The following is a 19,949-nucleotide window of genomic DNA, read 5'->3' on the forward strand; positions in this document are numbered from 1 at the left end:
AAGTGATTGAGAGCTTTTTCATAAATTATGTAGCTAGCAATATTTAAGATGAGCTAGTCACTCTCCGGCTTTTTTAGCAGAAATGATAATGGCACTGCAACCCGCTTAGCCCAGGCCTTTTCAGTATGAGCTTCTCCTTTATAGAAATGGCTTTGCCACAATGTCGTTGGATAACTTGCGCGAAAGATTGCGTCAACTTGCTTTTGTAATGGTGGATACATGGCATCAAGCGTTTGGTCACCATAATCAAAGTACAACTTTACTTGCGGATTGGTTGATAACTTTTTCACGAGATAATTGTTAAACGCTTCAGGAATCGGGTTATTTTCACTGAAAAATGCGCCCGGCCAATGAGTAGATAAGCAGGCAGCGCCACCAAACACAGTAGGATACTCTAACGCGGTATACCATGAAATTAACCCACCCATACTGGACCCCATAACGAAGGTGTTGGATTTGTCACTGGCGACTTCAAACTGGCTATCAATATAAGGCTTTAACGACTTAGCTAAAAAGGCGGCATACTTATCGGAATAGATACGCTGATGAAATAAGTCTTCTGACTCACTGCGCTTATCTTTATAGAGCTCGGCTTGAATATTTGCTGTTAACGACTCAAAGGGCTTTTGCGGGAAATACTCGCTATGACGCGACGGTCCCGCATTGTGCACACCGACAACAATAAACGGTTTGACTTCGCCAGACTGATTAAGCTTTGCCGATGCTTCATCCATCTCCCATGACGTTTTATTCCAAGATTGCTCTGCATCGTATAGCATCTGGCCATCATGCATATACACCACTGCATAAGGGGCTTTTGCAGGGTAATCCTCAGGCAGCCATACATCGATTGGTCTTCGTGTAATACCTGCAAAATCGATATCAGCGCTATTAAGCCTTTGGATCTGCCCTTGTGATACGTTTGGCATAGGCACTTTGAGTAACTCATTGGCCATTGGGCTAGACTGAATATCTTGCTCACCCTGCTGCGCCTTGCTTATTGCATGAACATGAGCACTAAATAAGGTGCCACCAGCAAGAAGTAAAGCCATTACAGTTCCTAGTAGCACAACAGGATTAAACATCGCAGCCTTAACCATCTTCTTTGTAGTAAAAGGTGAATGAGTAGAAGTCGTTTCATCATTATCGTTAGTCATATAACCCTCTTGACAATCATGGTCAGCCCAACGGCTTATTAACTTTATGATTGGCGAGCACGCCTGCTTTAGCAAGCAAGGAATTGATGCAAACGTATGCACAAGTACTAAGCTAATAAAAGAATCTAGAGGTAAGACTCAACCACAGCTGCGTAAATAACCATGCTTGCCAGCACCGGAAATACAGTAAATACAATTGCTATAAGTGATTTAAAAGAATATTGACCATGAACAGTGCTAATCGGATAGCCAAAGAAAAGCAGCATATAAAATAGCTGTTTTAACGGAAAATAGAGGGCATCAAGGTAGACTGTTTCGCCCGATAGCAATATAAACTCAGTGCCAACAATGTGGTTACGAATACCAAAAACGCGCGCATGCCTAGACTTATATATGACTTTTACCTGCTTTATTTGCTCACGCTCAATAACATACTTGCCTTTTGGTTTATTGATAACCGCACTACCAGGCAGAATAAGCTTATCGCGACTGACGATACACTGCTTAGATAGCTTGCTGCCATAGTGAAGTCGTACCAAAACCCAGCGGGCAATAAAGTAAATCGGTACTATAGCAAAATTGACCAAGGCAAACATTCGCGCAAGTCCATCATCTGCAATACTCAAAGGCGCAGCAGCTATACCAAGCATGACAATGAGAATGACTAACGAAGTGATAAACGGCAAAGGATAAAACAATCTGGTGATTGCGAGATTAACAATAGAGCTGTCATCAAACTCGCTCATTCCTTTGATACGGAAATCAAAAAACCATCGTTTATCATCCAATGCAACAGCATCCACGTTGCCATCACCTGACTCTTGTTTCAATCTACACTCCTTAAAATTACTCACTTTGCTTTGTTCACCATAAGATCAATGCAAAGCAAATCATTAAAAACGGAAACTACCTCTTAATGAATGGCAGCAACCAGGTGTGAATAGCATAACTATGCGAGGCGGGAGGTTATACGCTAGTCTTTCTACACCATGCTTAGTTAGCAAAAAAGTGATGTTGAGGAAGTTTACGGCTCCAATCACATCAGCCAAGGGGTAGCGTCTCGCTTTCAATAAGCTATTTTTCACAATCAACTGACCGTGATCGATTTTAAGCGTCGCAGGAAAGCTAGCGTTTATATACAAGCTACTCAACACTGCGACGAATACAAACACTGCCACTTGCAACACTGGTGTAGGAATACTGCCAATATCCTCAAGCACATCTGTATACAGCACAAGCCATAGTGCAATGAAAATCCAGCTAATGCTCATTAATGAGGCTAACCAGAATTTAAAACGAGCAAAACCACCAAAGTCAACACCTAATTGTTGAAACCCAGTTTCCGCGACCATCGAACACTCTGGCAAGTCGACCTTTTGATAGTTTTTCAATAAACCAAGCGCACTAAATTGATGCCTAGTTCCCTCAGTTTTGATTGCAATATTTGCATCAAAATTCCGCTCAATAAATAAGGCGACATTTAGCATAGTAGGCAGATCACGAATGAGCAGTTGCCATTCCGGTTTGCTAAAAAAGGTCAACAAATAATGAACTCTGACTAGGCTTGAGTGCTCAGTCAAACCCTCGATTTTTTCATAGGAAAAGCCCGACATTTCCAGCATGGATAAGTTACTGTTGGTCACAACTTCTTTCTCTGAGGTTACCCCAAACCAAGATTTAGTTTTAATAATCTGCTTATTGCTCGCATCTACCACCAAACGATTTACTTTAAATGTTGGTAGGAAAAGGCAGCAACCAATCATAGCGATGACAACTGATACCCAAAGCTTGTCAGTTTCCTGATAGCCATACCACGCAAGGTAAAATGCTCCGATTCCTAAAGCCGCGAGGAAAAGACTAAAAAGGAAATCAAAAATACCACCTGTGTCTTTTAATAAGATACATTCATCCGTTTGCTTACAAATTTTATAGCTCATTACATCCCTTTAATGCCATTATGAAACAAGGCCTATAAACATAGGCCTTGTTGTGTTGTTTACGGTTTTTTCCCAAAATACCAACGCCCATCTTCATGGCGTTTAAAGTAACAGGAAGACCCTTTATTCTGTTTCATGATCCCTGCTTTATACCTTACTTTGATACTTTTTGTTTTTAGTCCTTTATATTCTGAATGTTTAATATTATCTTTCATCTCAAAAAAATCATACTGAGTTAAAGGCTCAGGACCAAAACGCTTTAAATGCCCTTCGTACCATTTCCTCTCAAGTCGCTCTGCTCTGCTAATCATTGATTTGGGTAGTAAATGAAAGAAAAGCTCAGGGTCATTCTTCAAAAAACTATTCACCATATAGTCTCTACAGACTGCTCTTAGGTTGTCATCTGAGCCATCTTCTAAACCAGCGAACCGCTCAAGGGCATTGGCATTTATACATATCAACAATGAACTCACAATAGTCAGTTTTATTATTAACGCCTTCATTTCTCCAACTAAAAAATCAATGCTACTCTGTATAGCGTTATGTAAAATATCTTTCACTCCCATCCCTTTAAGTTGCCTTTCATTCAAAATAAATCTAACGAAAACCAAGTGTGACTAAATCCATCAAGTCACGACGTTAAATATTTGCTGAAGCTATCAAACGACTAATTGGATTACAATTAGCCACATAGGTAAGGAGAGCGCTATTACTATGCCTGTTTGGATGTATCCCGCCAACACGATGGCTTAAGCAACTCAAAGCCATCACTCATATATATCAACCTCTATCTTGTTCGCATTTTGGGATCATGTTTCCCATTGAAATTGGTATATCAAAATAAGGCCAATACACCCATGTTGATAATATTAAATCACACTAAGTACATCCATAATATCGCCTGACATTCATTTATTGCCCGTAAGGATACAAAGTGCAATTTAACCTTAATCGTTCAAAATCTATTATTGCTTCTCTTCTCTCTATTTACCTACTTAGCGGTTGTGACAACTTATCGGAAATGGATATTTTTGATACAGATGACGACACCCCCTCTGGCAACACTTTCGACAGGCAAGTTAAAGGGGTTGTTACCTACCATGACGTAGTGGTTGGTGCCGAAGTATGTGTGGATATCAACCAAAATCAGGTTTGTGAAAGTGATGAGCCAACAGCTATCACAGATAGCCAAGGGGCTTACCAAATTGATTGGGTGAGTAACACTGAAGTATTTGAATATCAGCTTATTGCATCTTGGACTCAAGCCAGCGCTGCTGCACTTACTCCAGGTAAGTTCACTTTCAGTGGCGCAGCAAAACAATCTTTAACAGCGAATAAAATCAGTGCAATGCCTGTGGTCAATACGGACGGTGAAGCCACATTATTTGCTAGGCAAGCCCATGAAGGCGCCATTAACTATTTCACTAATCTTGAGCATCGTCGTTATTTAGAAATGGTCGCCCAAGACCTTTCTGATGCACAAGTAGAGGCTTTATTAGTTAAGCTTGAAACCACATTAAAAGCCCTGATAGGCGAAGTTGAAGGCAATGTTTATCTGATTGCAAATGAAGAGTATGTGCTCAGTAGAACAGTCATTATTGAGCAGTTAATTGATTATTTAGAGTTAATTTTTACTGATATCGCATTCGAGACCTTAGTTGTTGAAGAGCTGCTTGCAAATATTTTTACCCAGCTTACCGATTTGATCGATGGATCTGAGATGAGCACGCTAGAGTACTTAGCAAGCAACTCAATTGAAGCCAGCTTTTTGATCAATAACTCACTGACAATGCTTGGTTATATTGACAACCCATATGACGATCGCATCATGAGTGAAAGCGATTGGCAGGTGATAGAGAATAACTTCTTTAGTGATGCGGAATCACTGAGTCACACTGTCGGCCTTAGCATCACCCCAAGTTTGTCTTTTGCCACTCTTGCAGATGAAAGCAAGATGTTATTCGGCACCCTGTCTGCTGACGGCTTTAACCATGTCACTTTTGACTTTGAACAAGAAAATGAAGCTGGTGAAGTACTCGAAGAATGTTGGAATCAGACAACGCAATCATGGGATTTCGACGACGGAACCTCGCCAGTTGTCCCGATAGCCCCTTACCAATATGAGAACAACACCCGCTCAGCCCAATTTATGGTTGATGATGCCATGGTCAATTTCACCTTTAGCAAAGTTGATACTCAATCAACCTATTGGGCGTCTGTTTTAGCTGCAACGCCACCAGAGTTAGCGCTGGCTGATGTCTCTTGGCCAAATGTGGTGTACACCTTTAGTGCAGAGCAAGATATCGATGTCATGTGCCGAGTAAAAGATGATTACATGACCTATGCGTTAGAAACTATGATAAGCGATATACAGCAGCTGACCACTGCCATTGTCGCCAAAAGCTTGCTGCCTTTTGAAGACCCTACCGACCTCATGATTAATGAAGTCGATCAAACCTTCTACAACCCAGCCAATGAAGCGAGTTATAGCTGGTCATTAATTACCGGACCAAACGAAAGCGATATTGTTAAAGTTGACGAGGTCATTCTTCAACCAGCGCTTCAAGCCTTTACTAACCCAGATTTTTACAAGGTTGAACTTGGTATGGCAACAAACCAATTGGAAGAGGTTTCGCTATACCAAACAGCGGATTGGTCACAGAGCTACCCTGAATTTATCTACAGCTACGATAACAGTGATGGTTTTACTGAAACGCTATTCGAACACCTAAAAAGTCTATAACTCACATACGCCCATCATTGATGGGCGTGCTTTTAAACGGATTTATCTATGATACTCTCACGCATACTCGCATTAGCCTGTGCTAGCATCAGTTTATTAAGTGCTTCTACCTTTGCCAAAGAGTTAGAGGCTCCCCTTTTTGATGCGCCGGCAAACGTTCATGACACACAATCATTAGTTAGAAATTATTCACCATACAGCCTAATTTCTGCCACTGCCCCAAAAATTGAGTCCAGAGAAGTCAAAGGCAAACTTACTCGAATAAGCTACGAAATGGGGCCGGAAAATACTCCGCAAAACATGCTTAATAATTATATTCAGCATATACAACAATTAAATGGTGAAATCATTTTTACTTGTATAGACAAAGCCTGTGGAAAAGAATCAACACTCAATAAATTTATCAGTCCCCCAAGTAATGTAGCTTCAAAGTCTCCTGCTGTTGTTACAGCCCATATAAAGCTGGATAAAAAATCCCTCTATACTTCGGTGTATGTTGCGACATGGAAAAGAGAAACTATCGTGACCATCGATACGATTGAGCAAGTAGATGAACCACTTGATCTAATTAAATTAGATAATGATTACTTAACTTCTGAAATTACCGGCATTGAAGTAAAAGATCGTAGCGATAAAGATGAAAAAGGAAGTCAAGATCATCCCATGTTGTCTCGTATGCCCGGTGCTTATATTGATGAGTATGAGCAGTTTCAATTCGGACAGACGCAAGTTGTCACTGGTAAGCAAAATAAACACTTTTTAACTCAATCACTCGAAGGCAAAATAACCGATATTAGCTATAAGTTACCGCGGACATATTCAGAGTATGAAGTGGATGCAAACTACAAAGCTGCGCTGACAAAATTAGGCTTTGAGCAACTTTATAGATGTATAGGTAATGAATGTGGTAGTGAAAGTCGATTTCAGCAAAAGTTTAATGCTTTAGCACACATAGGCAGCCAAAAAAATCAGCACTATCGTTTATACCGACTGCAAAAGCCTTCTGGAAATGTACATGCGATGACCTATATCATTGGTTATATCAACGGCCTGTACAGTGAGATTAGGATCATTGAAGAAACCACTTTAAATGATCAGCAAATGGCCATTGATCTGGATGGCTTAACTGACAAAATAGCCCAAACAGGCCATGTGGCCTTAGATGGTTTATTATTTGAATTTGATAGTGACAAGCTACTACCAGAAGCCATACCTGTGGTTGAGGTTGTCGCCCAATACCTTAAAAAGCACCCTAAACAGCGATTTTATGTCGTTGGCCATACTGACGATCAAGGGCAACAGCACTACAACAAAACCTTGTCTGAAAAACGAGCCAAAACGGTAAGCACATTACTTGTCGAAAAGTATCAAATCACACAATCTCAAATTGAGGCGATTGGCCTAGGTGAACATGCTCCCGTTGCCAGTAATATGAATGATGCAGGGAAGAAACAAAACCGCCGTGTTGAACTGGTACTTCGCTCTGGTCAAAAATAAAGCACAAGTTTCACGCATAAAAAAGCCAGCTTTCGCTGGCTTTTTTATACTTAACCGTTAGGGTTTAGGCTTTGACTTTCCACTTGACGGTTTCACCGGCAAAGAAAGGCACAATTGGATTACCGTTTGGCAAAATAATTTGCTCCGGCACAGTCCAATCTTCTTTTACCAAGGTCACTGTACCTGTATTGCGAGGCAGACCATAAAAATCTGCACCGTGATGACTTGCAAAACCTTCAAGCTTATCTAGCACACCTAAGTCATCAAATACTTGAGCATAAAGCTCTAATGCTGACCATGCACTGTAGCAACCAGCACAGCCACAGGCTGATTCCTTACGGTGCTTCTCATGTGGCGCAGAATCAGTACCTAAGAAGAACTTACTCGAACCTGTTGCAACGGCTTTTTGCAGTGCTTCTTGGTGAATATTGCGCTTCAGTACTGGCAAGCAGAAGTTATGCGGGCGCACACCACCAACGAGTAAGTCGTTACGGTTTAGCAGTAAATGCTGCGGGGTGATTGTAGCGGCAATATTGTCAGCAGCATCGGCGACAAATTCAGCCGCATCTTTAGTGGTGATATGCTCAAACACCACTTTCAAGTTTGGCATGGCTTTCACAATGCGCACCATGTAACGATCGATAAATACCTTCTCACGATCGAAAATATCAATATGCGATTCGGTCACTTCACCGTGGATCAGCAGTAACATGCCTTGTTCGGCCATCACTTCAAAAATAGGGAATAATGCATCTAATGCTTTTACGGCCGCATCAGAGTTAGTTGTCGCACCAGCAGGGTACAACTTAGCCGCCACAACACCTGCGGCTTTGGCATCAATAATATCTTGAGCAGTGGTATTGTTTGTTAAAAATAGCGTCATTAATGGTTCAAATTGGCTACCTTGAGGTCGAGCGGCAAGAATTCGCTCACGGTAATCACTTGCCATTTTTGCATCAGTGACAGGCGGTACAAGGTTTGGCATCACAATCGCACGTTGGAACAAACGCGCCGTAGCAGGTACAGTTTCACCTAGCATGTCGCCATCGCGAAAATGTAAGTGCCAATCATCCGGTGTAGTAATGGTCAATTGTGTCATTATGAGCCCTTTTTTAGTTGTACCAATAAATTGCGCGCTATTGTGCCTGAAAAGCCCTCATCTTAATAGATGCGATAGTTAAACGCTGACTTTGCTCTAGCAAAAAGTATCCAAAGACTAATCCTTACCATTGCCATAAATCGATACACTTTTTAGCGACTTAAGCATTAAAAGTCATAGGCAAGTGATGATAGTCTGCACATAATAACTACCACATAGCAGTATTTGCGCACCGTGAGTTAAAGATGTTTAACTCGTTAACCAACCGTTTCTCGTTTCAAGGACGTTATTATGAACAAATCAGTTAACCCGCTGACTTACCTCACCACATGTGCGGCTACAGTGCTTAGCTTAAGCATGAGCTATCAAGCGACTGCTAGCGAACTGCCACTGGAGCAGATCAAACTACCGGCGGGATTTCAAATTGATACCTATGCAGAAAACGTCGAAAATGCCCGACAAATGGCCCTCGGCAATAAAGGCACAGTGTTTGTGGGCAGTCGCCGCGCGGGGAATGTTTATGCGCTCATTGATAGCAACAAGGATTTCAAAGCAGATAAGCAAATATTACTTGCCCAAGGGCTAAATATGCCATCGGGGTTGGCCTACCACCAAGGCAGTTTATACGTAGCTGAAGTCGATAAAATTTGGCGTTATCGCGATATTGAAAACAGTTTACCCAAGGTGCCACAGCCAGAATTGGTGTACAACAAGCTGCCTAGCGAACGCCACCATGGCTGGAAAAATATAAAATTTGGCCCTGACGGTTTACTGTATATTCCCGTTGGTGCACCCTGTAATGTGTGCGACGACCCACTGCCTTTCTCTTCCATCATGAAGCTAAATGTCGATACCAAAGAGGTTACGACTGTTGCTCAAGGGGTGCGCAATAGTGTCGGTTTTGACTTTCACCCTGAAACTGGTGAGCTATGGTTTACTGATAATGGCCGCGACATGATGGGCGATGATTTACCCGATGACGAGCTCAATAGAGTGACTCAGGAAGGGCAGCATTTTGGCTTCCCTTATGTGCATAATGCCGATATTAAAGATCCTGAGTTTTATGATGCCGAAAAAGCCAAACTAAACACACCACCCGCGCTCAACTTAGGCGCGCATGTAGCGGCGCTGGGCATGGAGTTTTATTTAGGAGAACAATTCCCTGAAGCCTATCGTGGCAATATTTTTATCGCCCAACATGGTTCTTGGAATCGTAGCAGTAAAGTCGGTTACCGCGTCATGCAAGTGGTGCTAAACGGCAGCGAAGTGGCTGGATATCTGCCTTTTGCCACTGGCTGGCTACAAGGCGAAGAAAGTTGGGGTAGACCAGTAGCAGTGTTAACGCTAGAAGATGGCTCGTTATTAGTATCAGATGATGCCGCTGATGAGGTTTATCGTATTAGTTATCAAGCCAAATAAACCATCACGCAAATAAATAAAAGCCACCGATAAAGGTGGCTTTTATTGCTTGCTATTCAAACTTAAGTGTCACTGAATATCAGTGACTTATTCTGCAAAATAGTAATCATACTCTTCTACTAACTCGGCTAATTCAGCGTCATCAGCAATGTCATTCACAAATTGATCAGTCGTCGAAATAGCCCACTCGAGAGCCTCACCATCAAGGTTATACAAACCTTTATTAGAATACATGTTGGTGGCTTCGGTGAAGTTTTCACGGTATTCACGTGAAGTAATCACCTGATCTTGTACTCTTAACTCATAACTCAATACAAAGTCGTTGTTGGTAACTACAGGCAAGATCCCCAATGAACCACCAGCCAAAATGGCAGATGTGAAGCCTGCAGCGCTACCGCCTGCGGTATTTTCCATTCGATAAGTCACCACTAATCTAATCGGTGTGCCATAGTTTTCCTTATCTAATTTTGACAATACCGCACTGCCTTTCAACTTATCGTAAAAGCTGTCTGAATCAACAAAACTAATATAGTGAAGTGGTGGTAAAACAAAGGAGCTTGTCGTTGCCGTTTCTGCGTGTACTGCTGGCACCATCAATGCTGCCAGTACTGAACCGAGTAATAATTTTTTCATCGTCATCCCTTACTATTGATAGCAGTTTAGTTGCACAACTGAGCCTAATGCCGCGTCATTGGCAATGGAAATATTGCCATCCATATTTGGCTCTACTGACTCAAAAGGGATTTGATGCTTAGTTAAAAACTTAGCCGCGTATTTTGCTTCTAACGCAAAGTTCACGTTTTGCGGTAATACCCCAGACTCGATCAACTTGGCAGAATTTAACGTACTCACCGTCACACCTAATAGCTCACCACCATCAGATACAACAGGGCCACCGCTTGACCCCGGTTGAATTGGCGCCGAGAACTGGAACTGCCCTACAGACCCTTTTAACGCACTGCGCGAACTAATATTACCGCGGGTTAAGTTAGGTGATGCCGCTAATAGTCCTTGTAATGGGTAACCCACATTAGTTACCGACTCGCCTAAAAATAGATTCACGTCTTTTCTAAAGGGTAAGAATTTATCGGTTTTCTGCTTCGTATCAATCACAGCTAAGTCCAAAAGTGTCGACTTGGCCGCTAAGGTCACATCTATGCTGTCATCACCACTGCCAGCTTTGGTAACCAAACAATTGTTCAGCACATGTGCAGCCGTTAATAGTTGACCATTTGCATTGATATAAAAGCCTGTTCCACTGCTCACCGGCTTTTCAAGATTGGCTAGCTGACGAGCATCGACTGTGTCCATCATTAAGTTGGCGGCATATTTTTCAGCCGTTGGCTTTAGCTTATTTAAGATATCCACCAGCATTAACTGAGTGGCACGCAAACTGGCGTTATAAAACGCTGTGCCATCAGAGATATTGCCTAAATTAGTATCGTACTTTTTCTCGCCTTTACGGATTTCTTGCTGATTAGCATCAAACACACGGTAAGTGATGGTCATTTCAGCTTCGCCACGATTGAACGACCATTTAGGGTCGATATCAATCAGCAGCCCCACCGTTGCATCACTGGTCAAATCTAATGGCTTCGCATCAGGGAAGTAGGCCTGCATGGCATTGTGCACCCCGTCTTTTACACCTTTGCCAGGGTCGACCCAGATATTCCACTGCTCTAAATAGAATCTGTGCTCTGTTGCAGCATTGGGTAAGTAGTAAGCCACTTGAGTCGTATTAGGTAGTTCGACTGACTTGCTGACGGCAACGCCTCTTGGGAGTTTGTTCGCTTTAATTTTTGTACTTTGACAACCGGTTACCGCTAAACAAAGTGATAGCGCAACCAATATGGCTGGTAGTTTCATGTTGTTCCCTTAACATTTTGTGGTAAGAGTCTAAGCTCTTTCTTATCACAACGCTTATTAGAAGATTACTGCGCATTTAGCGTGCTAATGTCTGCTAAAAACCTAAAAGTGAATGCTAATTACCGCACTCATGACCGTAATCGCCTATAAAACGTCCGAATCAATCTATCATCTAAGCACCTAACATCAAACACATTTGTTACAGAAATATAAAATTAACTAGAACTTTCTTACTAGGTTAAAATAGCGACGAGTGTGAACAAGCAGCCCTGTGTATTTGATTAAAGTTACTTGCATTGATAGCCGAACAGGCAACTGAGCGTATTCCGCCCAGAAAAAGAGTAATACAGTCTAGGAAACAGCTGCCAAAATACCCAGTTAACATCACGATGGGTAGGTCTGTTGGCGGTATTTAACTGAGTACAAATATTAACCACAACTTGTTACAATGCTGAAAATAATCAACAAAAATAGCTAATTAATGCAATTACTACACATGACTGGTTATATCCAGTCTATCTACTTTGCCGTGTATGACGATAAGATTTTATTGCTAGATGGCTGCTGTAAAGCCGATGTGGATAACATCTATCACTTCATTACTAATGAATTGCAACGCCCAATATCGCAACTCAAAGCAGTTGTCGTAACGCACATGCACCCGGATCATGCTGGCGCGGCTAATATTTTGAAAAAGCGCTATGGCTGCAAAATTATTACGGGTGCTGCACAAGGTCATTGGTACAGTGGCATTGATGGCATGTTGATGTATGTCACTGATATTTTACTTACTAAGTGGGTCGCGAGTCGCTTAAAAAAACCGAGAAAAAACATTTGGTATTGGCCACGTTTACAAGCTGACCATCTGCTCAATGATGGTGATATCATCCCCGACTTTGAACAATGGCAGGTGATCTCAACCCAAGGGCATACAGACAGGGATATTTCATTATTCTACCAACCATCAAAAACCGTGTATGTGGCCGATTTAGCCGTCAAAGTAAAGAATAAGTTTATTCCGCCCTTTCCAGTGTTTTACCCAAACAGATATAAAAACTCTCTCAGTAAGATAGAGCAACTGCGTCCCAAGAAGGTGATCTTGGCTCATGGTGGTGAAGTCATAATCACTCATGATGATTACCTACATCTTGTTAGCTTGGCGCCTAAAACACCCGCGACCCACTGGCGGGCAAGTAAGGCTAAATTAGCGAAATTGTTTAAGTCTTGAGGGAGTAGGTTTGCAAACTCCGTTTGGATTAACATCGTGGCGCTTCGCCCACACCCGACCAAGAGGGGAACAACAGCAATCCCCTCTTGGATCTCCCTGCCGCCCATATTGTGGCTTAATAAACCTGTACACCGATATGAGGTAAACTCTCCTTAATATGGAACGGTGTAAAAGTAATGAAGACTCAACCAACTTACTCAACAGAATTTAAGATTGATGCAGCTAACCTTGTCATTAATCAAGGCTATACCATTCGTGAAGCCTGTCAGGCTACCGGTGTAGGCCCAACAGCGATGAGGCGTTGGGTTATCCAACTAAAGCAAGAATTTGAAGGAATTACTCCAACAGCTAATGCTATGACTCCAGAGCAAAAGCGCATTCAAGAGCTTGAAGCTCAAATTAAGAAAATTGAATGGGAGAAAGACATCCTAAAAAAGGCTACCGCTCTCTTAATGCAAGACAGCATCAAACGATAGCATTAATTGAATCGTTATCGAGAGAGCAAAACAGTGTTAAACCACTTTGTGACTTATTTGAAGTTCCGAGAAGCAGCTATCATTACCACCTAAAACACCGTGAATTAATAAAACCAGAGCGTGAGTTATTGCTCAAAAAAGCGATTGATATACATAGTGATAGTCGCGGTTCTGCAGGAGCTAGAACGATAGCTGGTCAACTTAATCAACTGGGTGAAAATGTTGGTCGTTATAAGGCCGCAAGTTTAATGAGAGATGCAGGGCTTAGCAGTAGCCAGCCCAGAAAACATCGTTATAAGGTTGCAAATGACGGATCTAAAATTGCACCTAATTTATTAAAGCGACAGTTTAACGTTGAAGCCATAAACCAGGTTTGGTGTGGCGATGTAACTTACGTTTGGTCAGGGACAAAGTGGCTCTATCTAGCTGTTGTAATGGATTTATACGCCAGAAAGATAGTCGGCTGGGCGTGCTCAGATAGTCCAAATACTGATTTAACTTGTGCAGCTTTAAGAATGGCATTTGAACAGCGAGGACGTCCTAAAAATCTGATATTTCACTCAGACCAAGGATGTCATTACAGCAGCCTGCAATATCGACAAATGTTGTGGAAATATCAAATCACTCAAAGCATGAGCCGAAGAGGGAATTGCTGGGATAACGCGGTGATAGAGCGATTTTTTAGAAGCTTTAAAACAGAGTGGATGCCTAAATATGGCTATAACAGTTTTAAGGAAGCTGAGTTTGACTGCATCAACTATATCTTGAAACACTACAATACAAAACGGGGTCATAGTTATAATAACTACATGACACCAACAGCAGCCGAGATGGCCGCGTAAATACGCCCCCCCTGTTGGTGTACAGTTTTAGTTGACCACATCACCATCGCGAAATTTTCTGGAAAACGAAAGATTTCCATATGGGAATGATCCAGCTTTTTTACTTCATTTGCAGACTGCTTCGGCCAGCTCTTTATTGTTAAGAATGAAAATGCTAACGCTTCCGACGGGCCATCGCTTGTATAAGGATATACTGATGTCACGATTGCATGGATGCCACAGAGTGACCATGGCCCCGAAAGCTAGACTGACATCCATGTCAGCCTCACGTCATTTTCTCTGCGGCCTCAATTCAATGAGAACATTCAAATAAATATCTGAACAGAGCTAATGCGTCTGCAGGCTACCTATTCTCCGTTTGAAGTGTCCTGAAACAATAAGAAAGTTTGCGTGAGCTCGACATGGATGTCGAGATAGCCTCAGATGAGCCATGGATGGCGATTATGAGGCGTTAGTAAACTTTCTTAAATTGCTGAGGGATTAACACTTCAATGGAGCGCTGCGGGATTGTTAAGGGGGACAAGCGCTTTCCCCCTTGGCTCTGGTGTGGGCGAAGCGCCACGACTTGAAAAATCATAGGCTGCATCAATCTGTATCAATTTGAATTAATACAAGTTTAAATAGCCACTTTTATTGCAAGCACAAAAAATACACATTAAATTAACTATTTGTAAGTTGTAAAATCAAAATTAACTCAACAAGGAACCGAGTAATTTCATGGAAGTATCAGATTTCACACTACTAAATGAATCGATCAACAATTTAACCTCTCGTATTACATGGCTTGCTGCCGTTTTCTGGGCTGCCTTTATTTCTATTTTCGGCTTTTCTATATATATGTTTTTTACTGTAAAATTGTCTGATGAGTTGTCAGATTTTAGAGACGCTGACACTTTTTTGGAACAAGCAAAATACGAAAAGTTATTTAAAATCAGCCGTAGAGTTCTATCTCATCGCCCTAACAATGTACAGGCAAATTGGTACATTGCACTCTGTTATTACCACAAATCAAATTACAGTAAAGCAACTGAATATTTTCAAAAAACTCAAAAGGCTAACCCAAATTGGTCTGAACAAGTAAAGCCATATTTAGATTTCATCGAATCGTTAAATGAAGAAAAATAAACTTTGTAACTCATAAAATTATAATAAAGGTATTCAGAATGGAAAAACTACTCATAGCAATAATCGCCGTTATGCTTTTAGGGTGCTCTGCAGCAGGTGTTCCCTATACATCAAACCCAAATACTAAATTAAGCTATGCGTATCAATTAAAGAATACTGAAGGTCGTGGACTAGCTGCTGAAAAATTAGGTCTTGAAGCATTAAGTAGCTTTAAAGCCCAAAATGATAATTATGGCGTTGCTGAAGCCCATATATTTTTAGGTCTTTTTTATAAGAATTCCGCTTATCGCTACCATAAAGAGTTCTATATATCACAAGGGGAATACGACCCAACCGCATCAAAGTCGATTAGTCATTTACAAAAAGCTAAAGATGCTTTCATACTTGAAGGTGATTATTGGGGAGTATCAAAAGCCCTATTCGTAATGGGAAACTCATATGCCAGCGATAATGATTACATCAATTCTTGTAAGTATTTTAAAGAGTCACTTAAGGTATACAAAAGTGATAAGAATATATTCACCGGAAGAGTTCACCCACATAACCCTAAATATGAATCATTTGAATCAATGGTAACTGAGTTCAAAGATTATGCTTGTCAAAAAATTTAATTAAAAAAACAACTTAACTATTGTAAATGCAACAAAAAACCAGCCTCTCGGCTGGTTTTTGGTTTCTTACTCTAAAGCAAAATTAAGCCAACGGCTTAATCAACAATTACCCTTGTGGTCGCATTGCTGGGAACAAGATCACGTCACGTATCGTGTGGGTGTTAGTGAATAACATCACTAAACGATCGATACCAATACCTTGACCTGCTGTAGGTGGTAAACCGTGCTCTAGTGCAGTGATGTAGTCTGCATCGTAAAACATGGCTTCGTCATCACCTGCATCTTTTGCATCAACTTGCGCTTTAAAGCGGTTGTCTTGATCTTGTGCATCGTTAAGCTCAGAGAAACCATTAGCCACTTCACGGCCGCCGATGAAGAACTCAAAGCGGTCGGTGATGAAGTGGTTTTCATCGTTACGACGTGCCAGTGGCGAAATGTCAGCTGGGTAACCGGTAATGAACGTAGGTTGCATTAACTGTGGCTCAGCGGTTTCACCAAAGATTTCTTCAAGTAGTTGACCACAAGTCCAGAACTTCTCGATTGTCATGCCTAGGCTCTTAGCCAAGTTACGCATGAACTCAACGTCTTTCACTTCTTCATAAGTCATCGACTGAATGGTTTCGTTGTCTGGGTTGTACTGCTTAATCGCATCTAACATGCTCATACGTGCATATGGGCCGCCAAAATCAACGGTGTGCTCGCCGTATGGCAGTTGTGGTGAACCACAAAGCTCAGTTGCGATTGAACTTAGCATTTCTTCTGTTAAGTCCATTAGGTCGTTGTAATCAGCGTACGCCATATAGAATTCCATCATAGTGAATTCTGGGTTATGACGTGGCGATAAACCTTCGTTACGGAAGTTACGGTTCACTTCAAATACACGCTCAAAACCACCTACAACAAGACGTTTTAGGTAAAGCTCTGGCGCAATACGTAAGTACATTTCGATGTCTAACGCATTGTGATGTGTAATAAATGGACGAGCTGAAGCGCCACCTGGGATGCTGTGCATCATTGGAGTTTCAACTTCCATGAACTCTTTTTTCACCATGAAGTTACGAATAGCAGTAACGACTTTAGAGCGCATGATGAAGGCTTCACGTGAGTCTTCGTTAACGATTAAATCAACGTAGCGCTGACGGTAGCGCGTTTCTTGATCTGATAGACCGTGGAATTTTTCTGGTAGTGGACGCAATGCTTTTGTTAGCAATTGGTACTCTTCCATATTCACGTATAAATCGCCTTTACCTGAAAGGTGAAGTTGACCAGTTACGCCGACGATGTCACCAATGTCTAAACCTTGATACGTCGCTTTTAAATCTTTTTGAACGTCTTTTGCGGCATAAGCTTGAATGCGGCCAGATACGTCTTGAATAACCAAGAATGGACCACGCTTAGCCATCACACGGCCAGCGATTGAACGCTGGATGTTCATGCCTTCTAGCTCTTCTTTCGAGTAGTGGCCGTATTCTTTTTGAATATCAGCAGCCTTGTGTTTTCGATCGAAGCTGTTCGGGTGACCATTTGCTGGGCAGTTTTCGCGGATGTGATCTAATTTCGCGCGACGTTCTGCAATTAACTTGTTTTCGTCTTGGGTTTGTTCAGTCATCTTCTTCTCTCGTTAAAGGCCAGATTTCAGGCTAGCTTCAATAAACTTGTCCAAGTCGCCATCTAAGACGCTTTGGGTATTTCGGTTTTCAACGCCAGTACGCAAATCTTTAATGCGGGCGTCATCTAATACGTATGAACGGATTTGGCTACCCCAGCCAATATCAGACTTAGCATCCTCTGCCGCTTGCTTATCAGCATTTTGCTTCAGCATTTCGAGTTCATACAGCTTAGCTTTAAGTTGTTTCATTGCCGAGTCACGGTTCTTATGTTGCGAACGATCGTTTTGGCACTGCACCACAGTATTTGTTGGTAAGTGAGTAATACGAATAGCTGACTCGGTTTTATTCACGTGCTGACCACCCGCACCCGACGCACGGTAGGTGTCGATACGCAGATCAGCAGGATTGATATCAATCTCAATTGAGTCGTCAATTTCTGGGTAAACGAATACCGAACAAAATGACGTATGACGCTTGCCTGATGAATCAAATGGCGACTTACGCACTAAACGGTGAACACCGGTTTCGGTACGTAGAGAGCCAAAGGCATATTCACCACTAAACTTCACTGTCGCGCCTTTAATGCCGGCAACATCGCCGTCTGTCACTTCAATGAGTTCGGGCTTGTAATCATGTGCTTCCCCCCAACGCAAGTACATTCGCAGTACCATATTAGCCCAATCTTGGGCTTCGGTGCCGCCAGAGCCTGACTGAATATCAAGGTAACAGTCAGCTGCATCATTCGGGCCTGAGAACATACGACGGAACTCAAGTTCCTCAAGACGTTTTTCTAAATCGTCCAATTCACTGCTGGCATCGTTGAAAGTATCTTCGTCATCTTCTTCAACGGCAAGCTCGAGTAATCCTTCAATATCTTCAAGGCCGTTGTCCATATCATCAATGGTTTTCACAACAGCTTCCAATGAAGCGCGTTCTTTACCTAATGCTTGCGCATTATTTGGGTCGTTCCACACTTCAGCACTTTCTAACTCGCGGGTGACTTCTTCTAAACGCTCACTTTTGGCAGCGTAGTCAAAGATACCCCCGAAGAAGTTCGGTGCGCTCGGCAAGTTCCTTGATTTTGAATTTTACGGGATTAACTTCAAACATGAATTTTCAACTTAAATTAGCGATAAACAATACAATTAACCGCGCATTTTACCCCATGACTGTCAGTAAACATAGGGCGTGATGGGGTTTTCTGCACAATATTTTTAACCAGCAAAGCACTCTGCTTTCCCTTGGCTATACTGATACAGATAAAGCGAGAAAAATCACTGCCCTATGCGAGGTTAGAGACCGCCTTGACTGAATCAGAACACCCAGATAATACTCAGCCAGCCACTTGCTGCTATCACGAAGATGAAGGCTTTTCATGTCATGAAGTCGCTCTCGCCTCTGGCTTATGCTACTGGCACGACCCACGTGTTGTAAAAAACAAACCAGATGACAAAGCCAAACTAGAAGCCTTTGCCCGAAGCGGCGGCATGTTACGTGGTATCAGTTTAAAAAATGCTGACCTTGAGGGTATCGATTTGGTCAAGCATCACTCCAAAACTGGCTTTGATATGAGCCACGCCGAGCTATACCGCGCCAACTTGCAAGGCGCACATATGTTCAACCTCAATCTTGAGCATGCCAGTTTGATGAAAGCCGATTTACGTGAAGCCAACATTCATTGCGCCAATCTAGGCAATACCAATTTACTAGGGGTTAAGCTCAACGGTGCCAGAATTGAGAATATCTATACTGGCAAACGGCTCAAACAAGAGCGTATGGCGCTGCACGCTGAAAAGGTAGGCGAAATGGAAATTGCGCTGGATTACTATGAGCAATCTGAGGAAATCTACCGTAATTTACGTAAAACTGCTGACCGTGAAGGCTTGTTTGCTATGGCAGGGCATTTTATTCGTAAAGAGTTGGTGATGCGCCGTCATCAAATGCGCCGCTGGTCGTGGGAACGTATGATCTCTAAATCCATCGACTTATTTTGTGGTTATGGCGAAGCACCGTTGCGGGTAATTGGGTTTTCAATGGCGCTGATTTTCGTCTGTGCGGTATGTTACTTCTTTACTGGACTCAGTTACGACGGTAATGAACATGTATTCAGTTTGAGCCAAAGCTTTAGCCAAAATGTCATGCTGTTTCTTAACTGTATTTACTATTCAGTGGTCACCTTTACCACTTTAGGTTATGGCGATTTTACCCCTGTGGGTGTGTCGCGGGCGATAGCGGCAATTGAAGCCTTTACTGGCAGCTTTACCATTGCGTTGTTCGTGGTGGTATTTGTCAAAAAAATGAACCGCTAAGAAGCGGTTCATTTATTAAAGTCTCATTTA

Annotated in this window: 17 protein-coding genes; 8 read left to right on the plus strand and 9 right to left on the minus strand. The window is 42.1% G+C overall.

Going from position 1 to position 19,949, the window contains the following annotated elements; translation table 11 throughout:
* Nucleotides 1-53: 53 nt before the first annotated feature.
* From ACHUGF_RS11920 to ACHUGF_RS11935, 4 genes are all read right to left on the minus strand, one after another.
* Entirely contained in the window at nt 54-1,157 is a 1,104-nt protein-coding gene (locus tag ACHUGF_RS11920; protein WP_394131454.1) for an alpha/beta hydrolase, read from the minus strand.
* A gap of 125 nt (nt 1,158-1,282) precedes the next feature.
* On the minus strand, nt 1,283-1,987 hold the full coding sequence (locus tag ACHUGF_RS11925; RefSeq protein WP_394131455.1) for a hypothetical protein: 705 nt from the start codon (nt 1,985-1,987) through the stop codon (nt 1,283-1,285).
* A gap of 63 nt (nt 1,988-2,050) precedes the next feature.
* On the minus strand, nt 2,051-3,094 hold the full coding sequence (locus ACHUGF_RS11930) for a hypothetical protein (protein WP_394131457.1): 1,044 nt from the start codon (nt 3,092-3,094) through the stop codon (nt 2,051-2,053).
* A gap of 59 nt (nt 3,095-3,153) precedes the next feature.
* Nucleotides 3,154-3,654: a hypothetical protein gene (locus ACHUGF_RS11935; RefSeq protein ID WP_394131459.1), complete on the minus strand. Its 501-nt coding sequence runs from the start codon at nt 3,652-3,654 to the stop codon at nt 3,154-3,156.
* A 374-nt stretch (nt 3,655-4,028) separates the two neighbouring features.
* On the opposite strand from ACHUGF_RS11935, the gene ACHUGF_RS11940 reads away from it, so the two are divergent.
* Together ACHUGF_RS11940 and ACHUGF_RS11945 are read left to right on the plus strand one after the other, a co-directional pair.
* Nucleotides 4,029-5,837: a hypothetical protein gene (locus tag ACHUGF_RS11940; protein ID WP_394131460.1), complete on the plus strand. Its 1,809-nt coding sequence runs from the start codon at nt 4,029-4,031 to the stop codon at nt 5,835-5,837.
* 48 nt (nt 5,838-5,885) lie between these two features.
* Nucleotides 5,886-7,334 (plus strand): OmpA family protein, encoded by a 1,449-nt coding sequence (locus ACHUGF_RS11945; RefSeq protein ID WP_394131461.1) that lies wholly within the window; start codon nt 5,886-5,888, stop codon nt 7,332-7,334.
* A gap of 64 nt (nt 7,335-7,398) precedes the next feature.
* Here ACHUGF_RS11945 and pyrC read toward each other — a convergent pair whose 3' ends face one another.
* Nucleotides 7,399-8,433, minus strand: a complete 1,035-nt coding sequence (gene pyrC, locus ACHUGF_RS11950) for a dihydroorotase (protein ID WP_394131463.1) — start codon at nt 8,431-8,433, stop codon at nt 7,399-7,401.
* 291 nt (nt 8,434-8,724) lie between these two features.
* Between pyrC and ACHUGF_RS11955 the strand changes: the two genes are divergently transcribed.
* Nucleotides 8,725-9,852 carry a PQQ-dependent sugar dehydrogenase gene (locus ACHUGF_RS11955; RefSeq protein WP_394131465.1) on the plus strand — a complete coding sequence of 376 codons (1,128 nt, stop codon included), beginning with the start codon at nt 8,725-8,727 and terminating at the stop codon, nt 9,850-9,852.
* Nucleotides 9,853-9,939: 87 nt separating this feature from the next.
* Here the strand turns inward: ACHUGF_RS11955 and ACHUGF_RS11960 are convergent, their stop codons facing one another.
* Both ACHUGF_RS11960 and ACHUGF_RS11965 read right to left on the minus strand, forming a co-directional pair.
* Nucleotides 9,940-10,485, minus strand: coding sequence for a hypothetical protein (locus ACHUGF_RS11960; RefSeq protein ID WP_394131467.1), 546 nt, complete (start codon nt 10,483-10,485; stop codon nt 9,940-9,942).
* Between the two features lie 12 nt (nt 10,486-10,497).
* Nucleotides 10,498-11,718: a S1 family peptidase gene (locus tag ACHUGF_RS11965; RefSeq protein ID WP_394131469.1), complete on the minus strand. Its 1,221-nt coding sequence runs from the start codon at nt 11,716-11,718 to the stop codon at nt 10,498-10,500.
* 481 nt (nt 11,719-12,199) lie between these two features.
* Here ACHUGF_RS11965 and ACHUGF_RS11970 point away from each other — a divergent pair, with 481 nt between their 5' ends.
* The 4 genes from ACHUGF_RS11970 to ACHUGF_RS11985 all read left to right on the plus strand — a co-directional run bounded on the left by ACHUGF_RS11970 (nt 12,200) and on the right by ACHUGF_RS11985 (nt 16,000).
* The gene (locus tag ACHUGF_RS11970) at nt 12,200-12,946 is read left to right on the plus strand and encodes an MBL fold metallo-hydrolase (protein WP_394131470.1); all 747 of its coding nucleotides are present in this window, start codon (nt 12,200-12,202) and stop codon (nt 12,944-12,946) included.
* Between the two features lie 176 nt (nt 12,947-13,122).
* Nucleotides 13,123-14,264 (plus strand): IS3 family transposase gene (locus tag ACHUGF_RS11975; RefSeq protein WP_394131472.1). Its coding sequence is split into 2 segments (ribosomal slippage): nt 13,123-13,384 and nt 13,384-14,264, totalling 1,143 coding nucleotides; the frame shifts between segments, so codons are not numbered across the junction.
* 717 nt (nt 14,265-14,981) lie between these two features.
* Nucleotides 14,982-15,389 carry a tetratricopeptide repeat protein gene (locus ACHUGF_RS11980; protein WP_394131474.1) on the plus strand — a complete coding sequence of 136 codons (408 nt, stop codon included), beginning with the start codon at nt 14,982-14,984 and terminating at the stop codon, nt 15,387-15,389.
* A 38-nt stretch (nt 15,390-15,427) separates the two neighbouring features.
* Complete coding sequence (locus tag ACHUGF_RS11985) at nt 15,428-16,000, plus strand: hypothetical protein (RefSeq protein ID WP_394131476.1); 573 nt, start codon at nt 15,428-15,430, stop codon at nt 15,998-16,000.
* Between the two features lie 106 nt (nt 16,001-16,106).
* Here the strand turns inward: ACHUGF_RS11985 and lysS are convergent, their stop codons facing one another.
* Both lysS and prfB read right to left on the minus strand, forming a co-directional pair.
* Nucleotides 16,107-17,609, minus strand: coding sequence for a lysine--tRNA ligase (gene lysS, locus ACHUGF_RS11990; RefSeq protein ID WP_394131477.1), 1,503 nt, complete (start codon nt 17,607-17,609; stop codon nt 16,107-16,109).
* 12 nt (nt 17,610-17,621) lie between these two features.
* Nucleotides 17,622-18,720 (minus strand): peptide chain release factor 2 gene (prfB, locus tag ACHUGF_RS11995; protein ID WP_394131479.1). Its coding sequence is split into 2 segments (ribosomal slippage): nt 17,622-18,644 and nt 18,646-18,720, totalling 1,098 coding nucleotides; the frame shifts between segments, so codons are not numbered across the junction.
* A gap of 194 nt (nt 18,721-18,914) precedes the next feature.
* Between prfB and ACHUGF_RS12000 the strand changes: the two genes are divergently transcribed.
* Entirely contained in the window at nt 18,915-19,919 is a 1,005-nt protein-coding gene (locus tag ACHUGF_RS12000; protein ID WP_394131480.1) for a pentapeptide repeat-containing protein, read from the plus strand.
* The last annotated feature ends 30 nt before the right edge of the window (nt 19,920-19,949 follow it).

It is taken from the genome of Shewanella maritima, from assembly GCF_043643735.1.
Lineage (GTDB): Bacteria > Pseudomonadota > Gammaproteobacteria > Enterobacterales > Shewanellaceae > Shewanella > Shewanella maritima_A.